Source organism: Actinoallomurus liliacearum (genome assembly GCF_039542035.1).
Classification (GTDB): domain Bacteria; phylum Actinomycetota; class Actinomycetes; order Streptosporangiales; family Streptosporangiaceae; genus Actinoallomurus; species Actinoallomurus liliacearum.
This window is the reverse complement of the sequence record NZ_BAABHJ010000008.1, coordinates 334,456-348,860: the sequence shown is the minus strand read 5'-3', so window position 1 is coordinate 348,860 and position 14,405 is coordinate 334,456. Positions and strand designations below refer to the sequence as shown.

Genomic DNA, 14,405 nt, shown 5'->3' with positions numbered 1-14,405 from the left:
GCGTGACCGGCGCCCCGGCTGACGGAAGAGCCGACTTGGACCTCAAACTGACGGGACTCTCCCGGAGCGGCGTGGCCGCGCTCGGCAGCGCCGCCGCTCTGATCACCGGACTCGCGGGAGAGCCCCTCGCACTCGGCGCGGTACCCGCCCACGCGTGGCCCGACATGGTGCCGCCCCGGCAGCCACAGCTGTCGATCTCCGAGCGCAACAGGGTGCTCGCGCTGCCGTTCCTCGTCGAACACGGCTGGTCGTACCGGCAGTACCAGTGCCTCGATCGCCTGTGGATGCGCGAGAGCAGCTGGAACCACCGGGCCCGCAACCCGTGGTCGGGTGCGTACGGCATCCCGCAGGCGCTGCCGGCGGACAAGATGCGCACCGCCGGTTCGGACTGGCGGACGAGCCCGGCCACCCAGATCAAGTGGGGACTGGGCTACATCCAGAGCCGCTACGGGAATCCCTGCGCGGCCTTGGGTCACTCGGCGGCCACCGGCTGGTACTGATCCGGTGCGCACCGATCCGGCAGGGATCCGGCCGGCCGCACGGGCCGGCCGGACCGGGCCGGGCCCGGAGCACCCCGGTACGGCCGCGGACCGGGTCACCCCCGGCCCGGCCCGGGCCGGAACCGGAGCCGGGTCGGGAACCTGCGGGGCGGGTCGGGGTCGGAGCCGGGTCGGGAACCTGCGGGGCGGGTCGGGATCGGGTCAGGAACCGGCGGGCCGGGTCATCGCGAGGACGTCGAGGGCGGCGTCGAGCTGCTCCACCGTCAACCGGCCGGCGTCCACGTGACCCCGCTCGAGAACGACCTCACGGATGGTCCGGCGCTCCCGCAGCGCCTGCTTGGCGACCGCGGCGGCCTCCTCGTACCCGAGGTACCGGTTGAGCGGCGTGACGATCGACGGCGACGACTCGGCGTACTCACGGCACCGGTCGGCGTCGGCCTCGATGCCCTCGACGCACCGGTCGGCGAACAGCCGGGAGACGTTCGCCAGCAGGCGGATCGACTCCAGGATGTTCCGGGCGAGCATCGGCAGCATGACGTTCAGCTCGAAGTTGCCCGCCGCGCCGCCGAACGCGATCGCGGCGTCATTGCCGATGACCTGCGCGGCGACCTGACAGACCGCCTCGGGAATCACCGGGTTGACCTTGCCCGGCATGATCGACGAGCCGGGCTGGAGGTCGGGCAGCCGGATCTCGCTCAGCCCGGCGCGCGGCCCCGAGCCCATCCAGCGCAGGTCATTGGCGATCTTCGTGAGGCCGACCGCGATCGTCTTGAGCGCGCCGCTCGTCTCGACGAGGGCGTCGCGCGCTCCCTGGGCCTCGAAGTGGTTCCGGGCCTCGGTGAGCGGCAGGCCCGTGACCCGGGCCAGCTCGGCGATGACGCGTTCGGCGAAGCCGGGGGAGGTGTTGATGCCGGTGCCCACGGCGGTACCGCCCAGCGGCAGCTCGGCGAGCCGGGGCAGCACGGCCTCCAGCCGCTCGGCGCCGTACCGTACCTGGGCCGCGTAGCCGCCGAACTCCTGGCCCAGCGTGACCGGAGTGGCGTCCATCAGATGCGTCCGGCCCGACTTCACGACGGACCCGAACTCCTCGGCCTTGCGCTCCAGCGCGCCCGCCAGGTGCCGGAGGGCGGGCATCAGCTCGTCCACGACCAGCCCGGTCGCCGCGATGTGGATCGAGGACGGGAACACGTCGTTGGACGACTGCGAGGCGTTCACGTGGTCGTTCGGATGGACCGGCCGTCCGAGCCGCTCCTCGGCCAGCGTGGCCACGACCTCGTTGGTGTTCATGTTCGACGAGGTCCCCGAACCGGTCTGGAAGACGTCGATCGGGAAGTGCGCGTCATGGTCGCCGTTCGCGACCTCCAGCGCGGCCTCCGCGATCGCGTCGGCCATCCCCTTGTCGATCACGTCGAGGTCGGCGTTGACCTTCGCGGCGGCCGCCTTGATGTGGCCGAGCGCGGCGATGTGGGCACGGTCCAACCGTTGTCCCGAGATGGGGAAGTTCTGCACCGCACGCTGGGTCTGGGCCCGCCACTTGGCCCATGCGGGAACGCGTACCTCCCCCATGGAGTCATGCTCGACACGGAACTCCTGTGCTTCACTCATGGGTCGTTCTCCGGGTAGCAGTCGTCATCGTCCCCGTCCTTACCCGACTCACGGAGTGCCAGCCGTATTCCCAGGCGGAACCCGAGCGCGGCTCACCTCGTCAGGGACTCGTACGCTCCGGCGAGCCACTCGACGGGACCGGTGCCGGCCTCCGGGCCGCGGCGCAGGCGTACGCGGATCCGGGCGTGCGAGACGCCGGAGGGAAGCCGGAGTTCGGGCGGCGCGGCGAACCGGTGACCGTTGGCCGCGCACTCGCCGTGCACCGTGCGGCCGGAAGCGCCCAGGGCGTAGGCCGTGAACGACAGCCGGCGGGCACCGGACCGGCATACGAGGAGGACACCGACGCGGCGACCGTGGTCGGGAACGCTGAGCGTCAGCGTCGACGTGCCCGGCCAGGTGCCGCTTCGCTTCGCGACCCGGCGCGACACGGGCCGGTCCGACGCGTCCAGCAGTGTGGCGGGCAGTGCCTCCGGGGACCGCGCGGTGAGCGTCGGGGACGAGGTGGCGGCGGGACTCCCGGGCGCCGTGGCCGGGGAGGTGGCGGACGGGCGGGCGCCGGAAGGGGCGTTCCGCGAGCCGGCCCAGCCGTTCAGCCCGGCGAGCACGCCGGCCGCCACCGCCAGGGCCAGCACACCGCCGGTCACCAGGGCGAGCGCTCCCCGCCGGTTCAGCCATCGGTGCCAGCCGCGGACGGATCCGGCGTCCGGCGCTCCGGGGCCCTCCGGCCTCGGGACGGGCAGCCAGCCCGCCGTCGACCGCGCGGGCGCCCGGTCCGGCGCTCCGACCGTCGGCAGATCCTGGCTGGTCCGGCCTGGCCCGGGGCGTCCCGGACCAGGCGGCGTGGGCTGGGCCCGGCGGGGCGGGCCGAGACCCGGCGGAACCTGTTCCGCGGCACCGGTCGGCCCGAGGCCGGGCAGCGCGGACCGGCGACCGTGGTCCCCGGCGGCGGGTGGACCGGACCGCGCCCGATCGGAACCCTCGGTGGCGGGTGGACCGGACCGCGTCCGTTCGGAACCCCCGGCGCCGGGCGGATCGGACCGCGTCCGTTCGGAATCCCCCGTGGCGGATGGAGCGGACCACGCCGGATCGGAACCCCCGGCAGTGGGTGGAGCGGACCGCTCACGGTCCGCGCCGCCGAGGGCCGGCGGAGTGGTCCGCGCGCGATCCGAGCCGCCGAGCGCGGGCGGAGTGGTCCGCGCTCGGCCGGAGGCGCCTAAGCCGGGCGGGGTGGTCCGCGCTCGGCCGGAGGCGCCTAAGCCGGGCGGGGTGGGCTGCGGGCGGCCGGTCCGCCGGAGGCCGGACTGCTCCCGGCTGGACCACTCATGGCTGGACCGTCTGCTCGACCGGGTGCGCGACGCCTCCGCCGGCCGGGGCGGCAGCGGCGGCGCCGTGGTCGTGGCCAGCAGTGTGACGGCGCGTTCGGTCGTCAGCCGCCGTACGGGGTCCTTCTGCAGGAGCCCGTCGAGCAGCGGGCGCAGCTGTCCGGCGCGGACCGGCGGGTCGGGCTCGGCGGTGACCAGCGCGCTGAGCGTGGCCATCGCGGTCTCGAAGTCGTACGGGGGCCGCCCCTCGACGGCGGCGTAGAGCGTGGCGCCGAGCGACCACAGGTCCGAGGCGGGCGAGGCGCGCTCGCCGCGGGCGACCTCCGGCGCGACGTACGCGGGGGAGCCCATGAACGTCCCCGACTGGGTGAGGGTGGTGGCGCCCTCGTACGTCGCGATGCCGAAGTCGGTGAGGACCACCCGCCCGGAGTTCTCCAGCAGGACGTTGCTGGGCTTGACGTCGCGGTGGACGATGCCGGCCTCGTGCGCGGCGCGCAGGGCGTCGAGCAACTGCCGGCCGATGTCCGCGACGCGTACGGGGGAGATCGGGCCGTCGTCGACGAAGACGTCCTCCAGCGACCGGGCCGCGACGTACTCCATGACGAGCCAGGGACGGTCGTCCTCGACCACCACCTCGTACATGGCGATGAGGTTCGGGTGGTTCAGCCGGCCCGCGGACATCGCCTCGCGGTTCGTGCGCTTGATGAGGTTCAGCCGCTCGCGGGGTCTCAGGCTGGGCGGGAGGTGGACCTCCTTGACGGCGACCTCACGGTCAGCGGCCTCGTCGTGCGCCCACCAGACGACGCCCATGCCGCCCCGGCCGATCTCCTCGATCAGCCGGTAACGACCGGAGAGCAAGCGGTCCTGAGACTCGGCCACGAAGCGCAAGATACCCGCGTGTGCGGGGCGCGGCACGCGGATCCCTACCGTGATCTTGCACTCACGTCGGTGCCACTGCAAGATCGAAGCTGAACGGCACATCTGGTGTCGACGCCGTCGGAAGAGGCGTGAGGATGGAAACCTTTTCGGCTTCGGGGCTCGGTGGACCCACCGTCGTCGCTTCCGGTGTGCTCCCGTTGGAGGTCGACGACCCCGCGGCCATCGGCGGGCATCGTCTGGTGGCCAGGCTGGGCTCGGGCGGGATGGGCGTCGTCTACCTGGGGCGCGACCGGAACGGCGGGCTCGTCGCGGTCAAGACCGCACGCCCCGAAGACGCCGACGACGAGATCCTGCGCCTCCGTTTCCAGAGCGAGGCGGACTGCGCGCGGCGGGTGCCGGGGGGCTGGACGGCGCGGGTGCTCGCCGACGGCACCGCCGAGCGGCCGCCCTACCTGATCACCGAGTACGTCGAGGGCCCGTCGCTCGCGCACATCGTCGACACCGGCGGACCCCTGCGGCCGGAGCAGTTGCGCGCCCTCGCGACGGGGGTCGCGCGCGCCCTGACCGCGATTCACGGGGCGGGCATGGTCCATCGGGACCTCAAGCCCGCGAACGTCCTGCTGACGCCCACCGGCCCGCGGATCATCGACTTCGGGATCGCCCAGCGGCTGCCCGCCTCCGGCGGGCTGACCAGGGACGGCGTCGTAATGGGCAGTCCCGGCTGGATCCCTCCGGAGCGGCTGACCGGGCAGCCCGCAACCGCCGCGTCCGACGTCTTCGGCTGGGGCTGTCTCGTGGCGTACGCCGGGCTCGGCCGCAACCCGTTCGGTGAGGGGGACGGCGACGAACTGGCGGGCCGGGTGATCCACCAGCCGCCCGACCTGACCGGGCTGGACGCGTCGCTCCGCCCGCTGGTCGCGGCGGCACTGGCGAAAGACCCCGCGGAGCGGCCGCGACCCGCCGAACTCCTCGCGCGCCTCGGCGTCGCCGCCACGGCGCCGCAGAAGGCCGGGTACGCGCGGCGACCGGTCGTACCGGCCCTGGTCGCCGCGGTGGTCGCCGCCACGGCCGCCGCCGTCGTCGCCGCGCTGCTCTACGGAACGGACCAGGGGGAGAGCCGGCCGCCCACCGGCGGCGCCACCGTCGGGTCGCCCCGGCCCGGCACGCCCTCCCTCCGGCCGCGCGGCCACGCACCGCCACAACCCGCCTCGGCGGGCACCCCGCCCGCCACGCGCCGTACCGTGTCCCGCCGCACGCCCGCGAGGACGAGCCCGGCCGCCGCCGTCTCACCGACCCAGGCCAAGACCGATCAGAGCGCCGTGAACAAGGGCAAGGGCAACAACGGCAACAGCAACAACGGCAAGGGGAACGGCCCGAACGAGAACAGCGGCAAGGGGAAGGGCAACGGGGAGTAGCCGACCCTTGAGGCCGGGCCGAGGAACTCCCGACGCGTCAGCGCCGCCCGATGGTCAGCAGCGGTCCCGTCGTGTCCGCGAAGAAGTCCTCGCCCTTGTCGTTCACGACGATGAAGGCGGGGAAGTCCTCGACCTCGATCTTCCAGACCGCCTCCATGCCGAGCTCCGGGTACTCCAGCACCTCGACCTTCTTGATGCAGTCCTGGGCCAGCCGGGCGGCCGGGCCGCCGATCGAGCCGAGGTAGAAGCCGCCGTGTGCCTTGCAGGCCTCGGTGACCTGCTTGCTGCGGTTGCCCTTCGCCAGCATCACCAGTGAGCCGCCGGCCGCCTGGAACTGCTCGACGTAGGAGTCCATCCGGCCGGCCGTCGTCGGGCCGAACGAACCGCTCGCGTAGCCCTCCGGGGTCTTGGCCGGCCCGGCGTAGTACACGGCGTGGTCGCGCAGGTACTGCGGCATCGGCTCGCCGGCGTCCAGGCGCTCCTTGATCTTGGCGTGGGCGATGTCGCGGGCGACGACGAGCGGCCCGGTGAGCGCCAGCCGCGTCTTGACCGGGTACCGGCCGAGCTCGGCGCGGATCTCGTCCATCGGGCGGTTCAGGTCGATGCGGACGACCTCGCCCTCGAGGTCGTCGTCGGTCGTCTCGGGCAGGTAGCGCGCCGGGTCGTTCTCCAGCTGCTCGAGGAACACGCCGTCTCGAGTGATCTTCGCCAGGGCCTGCCGGTCGGCGCTGCAGGACACCGCGATCGCCACCGGGCACGACGCGCCGTGGCGGGGCAGCCGGACGACGCGGACGTCGTGGCAGAAGTACTTCCCGCCGAACTGCGCCCCGATCCCGAGCTTCTGGGTGAGCTCGAAGACCTGCTGCTCGAGCTCCAGGTCGCGGAAGCCGTGGCCGGTCGGGCCCCCCTCGGTCGGCAGCGTGTCGAGGTAGTGCGCCGAGGCGTACTTGGCGGTCTTGAGGGCGTACTCCGCGCTCGTGCCGCCCACCACGATGGCGAGGTGGTACGGCGGGCACGCGGCGGTGCCGAGCGACCGGATCTTCTCCTCCAGGAAGGAGAGCATCCGGTTCGGGTTCAGGACGGCCTTGGTCTCCTGGTACAGGAACGACTTGTTCGCGCTGCCGCCGCCCTTGGCCATGAACAGGAACTTGTACGCGTCGCCGGGCGCGGCGTACAGCTCGATCTGGGCGGGCAGGTTGCTGCCGGTGTTCTTCTCCTCCCACATGGTCAGCGGCGCCATCTGGGAGTAGCGGAGGTTCAGCTTCGTGTACGCGTCGTAGACGCCCCGGGCGATGTGGCGCTCGTCGTCCCCGTCGGTCAGGACGTGCTGGCCGCGCTTGCCCATCACGATGGCGGTACCGGTGTCCTGGCACATGGGGAGCACGCCCGCCGCCGCGATGTTGGCGTTCTTCAGCAGGTCGAGGGCGACGAACCGGTCGTTGGGCGACGACTCCGGGTCATCGAGGATCTTCCGGAGCTGCGTCAGGTGCGCGGGCCGGAGCAGGTGGGAGATGTCATGGATCGCCGTCTCGGTGAGCAGCCGGAGCGCCTCGGGCTCGACCTGCAGGAACGTACGGCCGCCCGCCTCGAACTCGCTGATCCCGTCGCTCGTGAGCAGGCGGTACTCGGTCTCGTCCGAACCCTGGGGGAGTAGCTCGGTGAAGGCGAATTCGGGCATCGGCTTCCTCGCTGACGACACGGTGGTGTGGTCCCCAAGCCTAGGACCGCCCGGTTCCAGGACCGAACGCGCCTCGGGACGGAAGTCCCTTGCCGCAGGGCTGCACGGGGGGTAATACGGGCGAAGGGGGGAGTCATGCTGTTCAACACCTATGCCGCCCCGGGCGGCGAGTTCCACCACCCGGCCCTTTTCTACCTGGTGATCGCGATCTTCGGCATCGTGATCGTCTCCGCGATCGTGATCAGCCTGCTGGCGATCGTCCTGCGGAACGTCGATCGCGAGTGGCCGATCGGCACGCTCCCCAAACCGGCCTCGTGGCGCCTCCGGTCGAGAATGACATCGGCGTCGGTAAGGCGCCACCTGCCGCATCGCCGGCACTCGGTGTGAGCCGGCGGTCCGGGGCCACCGCGCCGCCCGGCGTCACGGACACGGCGCCCCCGTGACCCCCGCGGGTTCCTGATCCGGCGGTACGGCGACCGCCGGCGCCGACCGCCGCGGGCCGCCGAGACCGGCCGCGACGCCGCACCCGACCAGAAGGGCGCCGGTGAGTTCCGCCGCGCTCGGCGTGCCCAGTCCGAGCACCATCGTCGTGACCGCCGCGCTCACCGGGATCAGGCCCGCGAACAGCCCGGCCCGGTCCGCGCCGATCCTGCCCAGCGCGTCGTACCAGAGCAGGAATGCCCCGACCGTCACGACGACCACCAGGTACGCGAACCCCGCCAGCTCGCCGGCGGTGGGCACCCGCACGACGGCGGTGCCGTCCACGAGCAGGCCGGTGCCGAGCAGCATCGGGGTCGCGGCGGCCGCCGAGTACGCCGACACCCGGATCGGCCCGAGCCTGGGCAGGAGCGGCACGGCGAGGAGCGAGAAGGCCATCTCGCCGGCCAGGGCGCCGAGGGCCAGCAGCAGGCCGGGGACGCTGCCGCCGCCGAGCCCGTTGGCCGCCGCCGCGCCCAGCGCCACGATGACCGCGGCCACCACGAGACGCGGGGCGGGGCGCCGCCGCTCCAGCAGCGGCGCGATGACCGCGAGGAGCACCGGGACCGCGCCCACCACCGTGCCGATCATCGCGGGTGTGGTGTACCGCGTCCCCTCGACGATGCAGACGTTGAAGCCCGCCAGCCCGGTCGCGGCGAGCGCCGTGACCAGCGCCCACTCGCGGAGCCTCAGGCGCCGGCGCGTCCGGGGCCCACGGGACCGCTCGCTCAGCCGGGCGACGACCAGGAGGATCACGGCGGCGACCGCGTAACGGACGGCCTGGCCGCCGTACACCGGGTAACGGGCGATCGCCGCGGACACGGCGGTCAGCGTGCCGACAAGGGTCATCGCGGTCGCGGCCTGGACGAGGCCGCGCGGGCTGGTGCTCTGCTCCATGGACTGAGACGCTAGGCAGTCATTGGTCCGGGCACGAGGACCAATCGATCACCCGTAACGAGGACCATTCCGGAGGGCGGCGCGTGTGGACCTGCATCTGACGCTCGACCGTTCCACCGGCCGGCTCGCCGTACAGGTCGCCGACGGGCTCCGTGACCTCGTACGACGCGGAACGCTCACCCCCGGCCGGCGGCTGCCCTCCACCCGCGACCTCGCCGATGACCTGAAGGTCTCCCGAGGCGTGGTCGTGACCGCGTACGAACAGCTCGTCGCCGAGGGGTTCCTCGTCTCCCGGCAGGGCGACGGCACGCGGGTGGCCCGCACCGCCGCGCCCCCGCCGCCGACGGCCACCGGCTCGGCGCACCGGCGAGTCCTCCGGCTCGCCGCCGGTACGGCGGCCGGACCGGTCGACCCACCCGGCATCGCGTACGACCTGCGGCCGGGCAAGCCGGACCTGACGTCGTTCCCGAGGGACCTGTGGGCGGCGACGACGCGGGACGTGCTGCGGGACCTCCCGTACGCCGAGCTGAACTACCCCGACCCGGCCGGGACCCGGCGGCTGCGGACCGAGCTGGCGGGGTACCTGGCGCGCGTGCGCGCCGCCGTGACCGAGCCGGACACGGTCGTGATCACCGCCGGAGTGGCCCACGCGCTGGCGACCGTTCCCCGCGTCCTCGGCGAGGAGGGCCACCGGCTGCTCGCCGTCGAGGACCCCCTGGCCCACCAGCAGCTCCCGCTGATCCGGGCGACCGGCATACGGCTGGTCGGCGTCCCCGTGGACGAGGAGGGGATCGACGTCGCCGCCCTGGCCCGCACGCGGGCGCGGGCGCTGCTCATCACCCCGGCGCACCAGTTCCCGACCGGCGTCGTCCTGTCGCCTCGCCGTCGCGCGGCACTGGTCGAGTGGGCGCGTGCCGTCGACGCCCTGATCATCGAGGACGACTACGACGGGGAGTTCCGGTACGACCGGGACCCGGTCGGCTGCCTCCAGGGCCTGGCCCCCGAGCGGGTCGTCCTGGCCGGATCGGTGAGCAAGGCGCTGTCCCCGGCGTTGCGGCTCGGCTGGGCGGTCGCACCACCGTGGCTGGCGCACCGGCTGCGCGCCGCGCGGGCGCTGTACGACCTCGGTCCGGCAGTGCTCGACCAGCACGTCCTCGCCCGGCTGATCGCCACCGGAGCGTACGACCGGTACCTGCGCGGCATGCGGCGGCGCTACCGGGACCGCCGTGACGCGTTCGCCGCCGCCCTGACGCGGCGCCTGCCGCAGGTCCGCGTCCACGGAGTCTCCGCCGGACTGCACGCGTACGTCGAGCTGCCCGCCGGTACGGACGAGGCCGAGGTCGTCGCCCGAGCCGCCGCGCTGGGCGTCGCGGTCGAAGGGGTCGCGCCGATGCGCGTACGGCACCCGGGTCCGCCCGCCATCGTCGTCGGCTACGCGCGCCTGCCGGAACGCCGGCTCGCCGAGGCGGTCGACCTCCTGGCGCAGGCCGTCTCGCCCTGAGGGCCGAGACGCGGCCGAAATGGTTGTGTCGAAGTGTTGAACGCGGGTAGGACGTGCGGCGATGAGGAGGATCAAGAATGAGTCTTGACGAAGCCGCCCGCCAGCTCGAACTCGCCGCCCACGACACGCAGGTCTCCTTCGACTGCATCGGCCTCGGCGACATCGAACGCGCTCATACCCACGCCATCACCGCCCGCGCGGCGGCCGACGCCGCAGAGGCCGCCCTGCGGATCGCCCTCACCGAGATCAAGACCCCCGAGGAGGCCGAACGCGCCGGTGAGGAGGCCATGCGCCGCCTCCAACAGGAGATGAGCCACCCCTCCAGGCCATAAGCCCGCCGCCGACACCGCGTTCCCGCCACCAGCGGGGACGCGGTAGATGTTTCCACCGGGGCTTCCGCCCAGAACGTGTCCGGTGGAACACATGTTGGTCGACCGCTGACTGTGCGGCACGGCGAGGGATGCGGGCGTCGCCGGCCGGGGAGAACGGTCCGCCCGCCGGGCGGGGCGTCGTTTCTGGCGGTGTCTACTCTGGGGAGACGAATTCTCCTCTGGGTAGACGCCGGTGAAAGAGGACGGGCGACCCGGGTGATGCAACCTGCGGAGACCGCTGCACAAAACGCTCGGCAAAGGCGGCCGCATACCCGCCAAAGGCCGCACTCTCGTGACGCGGCGGCGGCTTCACCGAGCATTAGGTGCGCCGGCGCGCCGCAGGCTCAGCCGACCAGGCGTTCGGCGACGGCGGAGTTCGGCACGGCCCGCTGACCGGCGCCGGCGTGAGACCGCGCGCCGCGAGGGCGTCATGAAGCGCGATCGCCGTCGGAGCGACCTCGATGTCGTGTCGTCCTCGCACGGCGATCCAGGTGGATCTCCACGGGTCGAACAGGATTCCCCAGCGTGGGAACTCGGCTCGCAGGCGCGTGAGCCACCACCCAGGTCCCGCTCTGTACGGCCGCGCGGCCGGTAAGACCGGCGGATCGACGCGAGTGACGGGTTCCCCCGGGACCGCGCGACCTTGGGGGTACGGCCACGGCGTGCTCACGGGCGGCCTTCGTCGGTGACGCGCAGAACCTTCGTGATGAGGGTGGCGGCGCGGTCGATCTCCTCGGCCGGGCACATGTACTCCGTCTCCAGCGGCGCGTCGCGGGAGGGGCCGGTCCAGCACCAGTACCAGTTCAGCGATCCATCGTCGGGGGCGATGGCCACGTACTGCGAGAGACCCGGATTCATCGCCTCCCCACGCGGATCATCGGTCATCGATGCCTTGGGGTTCCAGGCCATCAGGGCGCTGGTCCCCACCCGCACCTCCAGCCCGTGGCCCCGCAGCGCCGTGGCGAGTTCGTCCAGCCGGGCCCGGACCGCCCGCTCCTGCCGGAGGACACCGTCCTGCGGATTCGTCGTTGATTCGGTCATGGGATTCCCTTCTCGCGGAGTTACGATGAATTTGGAAGGCTGCGCTTTGCAGACCAATAAGACCCTGTAGTAATTCGCGGTAGGGGAGCCAGGTGGGGGGCCACTAGGCTTTCCGGGAAGGGCGAGTCAATGCCAAGTGGTGCGAATGAGGAATTCGGTGCATATCTCGCGGACCTGCGCCGACGAGCCGGTAAGAGCCAGCGACGCCTCGCCGAGATCCTCTGTGATCTTTCCGGCTGCCCGACGGTCACCCGTCACGAGATCAGCCGGTACGAGCGAGGGCGGCGTACGCCTCGATTCTGGCTCCCGTATCTCGCTGAGGCGCTGGAAGTCTCGTTAGAAGAACTGGAAAGACGAGCTACTCTCGCGTTCGGAGGTCAGCAGCCGCCTCACATGGACGCACATGCGGAATTCTTCGCTTACGGCTTCTCGGAGGACGACGTGCCGGCGTCGCGGTTCGGCGGCGCGACCGGGTGGCGAATCGGTTCTGACGCGGTCGCCGACCTTTTGGTCCGCATTCACCGGCTGCGCCTCGCGGACGACGTGCTGGCCGGCGGCGACCTGATCGGCCCGGCACTACGAGAGCTGGACACGGCTGTGGCCATGCACCGGGCAGGCGGTTTCAGCGAGCAGGTCGGCCGGACCTTCCTGGCCGCGATCAGCGAGCTGGCACAGGTCGCCGGCTGGATCGCCAGTGACGCAGGTCTTGACCAGCGGGCCGAGGAGGTCTACCAACTCGGTATCAGCGCGGCACGTGAGGCCGGTGACCGGACATCAGCGGCCAACCTGGTCGGTTCCCTCGCCTATCACCAGACCAATACGGGAGCTTTCGAAACCGGTCTGAGTCTCGCCACCGCTGCGCTCGACGAGGCAGGTGACGACGCGCCGCCTCGGGCGAAGGCGTTGTTCTGGGACCGGGTCGCCTGGGCATATGCGAAGACCGGTCAGGCGCCCTCAGCGATCCGGGCCCTCGGACGGGCATCCGAGGCTCTCTCCCAGCACGGCGGCGAAGACCCGTCCTATCTCTACTGGGTCGACGAGGACGAGCTTCAGATCATGGAAGCCCGTGTCCACGTGGAGTTGCGACGTCCGCTGCGAGCGGTGCCCGTGCTGACCGAGGTGCTCGGCCGGTACGACAGCACGCACGCTCGAGAACTCGCGCTGTATCTATCCTGGCTCGCGGTCGCCCTCGCGGATGCCAACGAGCCCGAGGAGGCCGCGCATACGGCTCGTCGTGTGCTGGAACTCTCAGCCGATATGCCGAGCGAGCGCACCACTCGGCGCTCTCAGGTCGTCCTCGCTCGCCTCCGCCCGTTCCGCGATGTCCGGGAAGTCCGGGACCTTATCGACGACTACGCCTGTCGGGCTTGAAAACTGATCGAGCGAGTCATCTTGCGACGTAGCGGCGGCTTTACCGAGCTTTCGGTGTGCCGGTGTGTGCCGCCGCTCAGGCGACGGGGCGTTCGGCGACGGCGGAGTTCGGCAGCGCGCCGTCGACCGGCACCGGCTCGAAGGCTCGCGCCGTCACCAGGACCACGAGGCACAGCGCGGCGCCCACCACGTAGGCGAGCCACAGGTCGGAGGCGACCGCGCCCGCGATGGCCGCGCCGAGCACGAACCCCGCGTAGTTGAAGACGTTCACCCGGGAGACGGCGATGCCGAGTCCTGTCGGGTCGAGCCTGCCGGCCGCCGAGAAGGACGTGGGGACGACGACGGACAGGCCGACCCCGGCGACGGCGAACCCGATGATGGCGGCCAGGGGATCGGGCGAGAGCGCGGCGGTGAGCAGCCCGAGACCGCCGATGAGCCCGCCCGCCGCCACGACCTTCGCGGCGCCACGGGCCTGGACGAGCCGGTCCGCGCCGGTCCGGCTCAGCATCATGCAGACCTGGTACGCGACGTAGCCGAGCGGGGCGACGGCGGAGGAGGCGTGCAGGTCGTCCTTGAGGTACTTCGCGCTGTAGCTCGAGGTCGCCGAGTCCGCGATGTACATGCACGTCACCGCGGCGCCGATGATGATGATCGGCCTCCACGGCACCCTCTTGGCGGCGGCCTTCAGCTGCTCCATGCTGGGCCCGGCGGCCTCCATCGCCTTCGGGTGCAGGCGGCGGCCGGCCACCAGGGACACCGCCATGCCGAGCACCGCCGGGACGGCGAATCCGGTGCCGAGGCCCATGTCGATCCGGTTGGCGAGCGCGCTCCACAGGCCCGCGAGGATGCCCGCCGCGCTCCACACGGCGTGGAACCCGGTGAGCAGGCTCCTGCCGTACCGGGTCTCGGCGGTCACCGCCTGGGCGTTCATCGACGCGTCCACCGCGCCGACGAACAGGCCGAACAGCGCCGCCGTGCCGTACAGCGCGAGGTTCCCGGGCGCGACGCCGATCGCGACGATCGACACGAGGACGAGCGGCTGGGCGATCCGCAGCACGATCCCGCTGCCATGCCGGGCCATGAGCGAACCGGCGAGGACGCTGCCCAGCCCGGCGACCACCGGGACGGCCAGCAGGACGAGCGCGAGGGCGCCGTCGCTGAGGTCGTGCGCCTTCTGCAACTCCGGGATGCGGGTCACGAGGGCGGCGAAGGAGAGCCCCTGCACTCCGAAGGCCGCGTACGCCGCGCGCCGGCCGCGCCGAGTCGGTTCGTCGATGTCCGCCGCCACGCTGCCCTCCGGAACGTGAAATACGTTCGCGTCAGCGTAGATACCAGGTCACCGGGGGTC

General features: G+C 72.4%; 12 protein-coding genes. 6 read left to right on the top strand and 6 right to left on the bottom strand.

Annotated features, from left to right (window positions below; genetic code table 11):
- The first annotated feature begins 35 nt into the window (after positions 1 to 35).
- The gene (locus ABD978_RS16360; protein ID WP_345354416.1) at positions 36 to 500 is read left to right on the top strand and encodes an aggregation-promoting factor C-terminal-like domain-containing protein; all 465 of its coding nucleotides are present in this window, start codon (positions 36 to 38) and stop codon (positions 498 to 500) included.
- Between the two features lie 201 nt (positions 501 to 701).
- On the opposite strand, the gene ABD978_RS16355 is transcribed toward ABD978_RS16360, so the two are convergent.
- Together ABD978_RS16355 and ABD978_RS16350 are read right to left on the bottom strand one after the other, a co-directional pair.
- Positions 702 to 2,105: a class II fumarate hydratase gene (locus tag ABD978_RS16355; RefSeq protein ID WP_345354414.1), complete on the bottom strand. Its 1,404-nt coding sequence runs from the start codon at positions 2,103 to 2,105 to the stop codon at positions 702 to 704.
- Between the two features lie 92 nt (positions 2,106 to 2,197).
- The gene (locus ABD978_RS16350) at positions 2,198 to 4,306 is read right to left on the bottom strand and encodes a serine/threonine-protein kinase (protein WP_345354412.1); all 2,109 of its coding nucleotides are present in this window, start codon (positions 4,304 to 4,306) and stop codon (positions 2,198 to 2,200) included.
- 188 nt (positions 4,307 to 4,494) lie between these two features.
- Between ABD978_RS16350 and ABD978_RS16345 the strand changes: the two genes are divergently transcribed.
- Positions 4,495 to 5,721 carry a serine/threonine-protein kinase gene (locus ABD978_RS16345; RefSeq protein WP_345354410.1) on the top strand — a complete coding sequence of 409 codons (1,227 nt, stop codon included), beginning with the start codon at positions 4,495 to 4,497 and terminating at the stop codon, positions 5,719 to 5,721.
- A 37-nt stretch (positions 5,722 to 5,758) separates the two neighbouring features.
- On the opposite strand, the gene ABD978_RS16340 is transcribed toward ABD978_RS16345, so the two are convergent.
- Positions 5,759 to 7,399, bottom strand: coding sequence for a fumarate hydratase (locus tag ABD978_RS16340; protein WP_345354407.1), 1,641 nt, complete (start codon positions 7,397 to 7,399; stop codon positions 5,759 to 5,761).
- A 135-nt stretch (positions 7,400 to 7,534) separates the two neighbouring features.
- Here ABD978_RS16340 and ABD978_RS16335 point away from each other — a divergent pair, with 135 nt between their 5' ends.
- Positions 7,535 to 7,786 (top strand): hypothetical protein, encoded by a 252-nt coding sequence (locus ABD978_RS16335; RefSeq protein ID WP_345354405.1) that lies wholly within the window; start codon positions 7,535 to 7,537, stop codon positions 7,784 to 7,786.
- A 33-nt stretch (positions 7,787 to 7,819) separates the two neighbouring features.
- Here ABD978_RS16335 and ABD978_RS16330 read toward each other — a convergent pair whose 3' ends face one another.
- On the bottom strand, positions 7,820 to 8,773 hold the full coding sequence (locus ABD978_RS16330; RefSeq protein ID WP_345354403.1) for a DMT family transporter: 954 nt from the start codon (positions 8,771 to 8,773) through the stop codon (positions 7,820 to 7,822).
- 85 nt (positions 8,774 to 8,858) lie between these two features.
- Between ABD978_RS16330 and pdxR the strand changes: the two genes are divergently transcribed.
- Positions 8,859 to 10,274: a MocR-like pyridoxine biosynthesis transcription factor PdxR gene (gene pdxR / locus ABD978_RS16325; protein ID WP_345354401.1), complete on the top strand. Its 1,416-nt coding sequence runs from the start codon at positions 8,859 to 8,861 to the stop codon at positions 10,272 to 10,274.
- 77 nt (positions 10,275 to 10,351) lie between these two features.
- A complete protein-coding gene (locus ABD978_RS16320) occupies positions 10,352 to 10,606 on the top strand; it encodes a hypothetical protein (RefSeq protein WP_345354399.1) in 255 nt (84 codons plus the stop codon).
- 705 nt (positions 10,607 to 11,311) lie between these two features.
- Here ABD978_RS16320 and ABD978_RS16315 read toward each other — a convergent pair.
- Positions 11,312 to 11,686, bottom strand: coding sequence for a hypothetical protein (locus tag ABD978_RS16315; protein WP_345354397.1), 375 nt, complete (start codon positions 11,684 to 11,686; stop codon positions 11,312 to 11,314).
- 129 nt (positions 11,687 to 11,815) lie between these two features.
- Here ABD978_RS16315 and ABD978_RS16305 point away from each other — a divergent pair, with 129 nt between their 5' ends.
- The gene (locus ABD978_RS16305) at positions 11,816 to 13,057 is read left to right on the top strand and encodes a helix-turn-helix domain-containing protein (protein ID WP_486303912.1); all 1,242 of its coding nucleotides are present in this window, start codon (positions 11,816 to 11,818) and stop codon (positions 13,055 to 13,057) included.
- 76 nt (positions 13,058 to 13,133) lie between these two features.
- On the opposite strand, the gene ABD978_RS16300 is transcribed toward ABD978_RS16305, so the two are convergent.
- A complete protein-coding gene (locus ABD978_RS16300) occupies positions 13,134 to 14,345 on the bottom strand; it encodes an MFS transporter (RefSeq protein WP_345354395.1) in 1,212 nt (403 codons plus the stop codon).
- Positions 14,346 to 14,405: the final 60 nt, after the last annotated feature.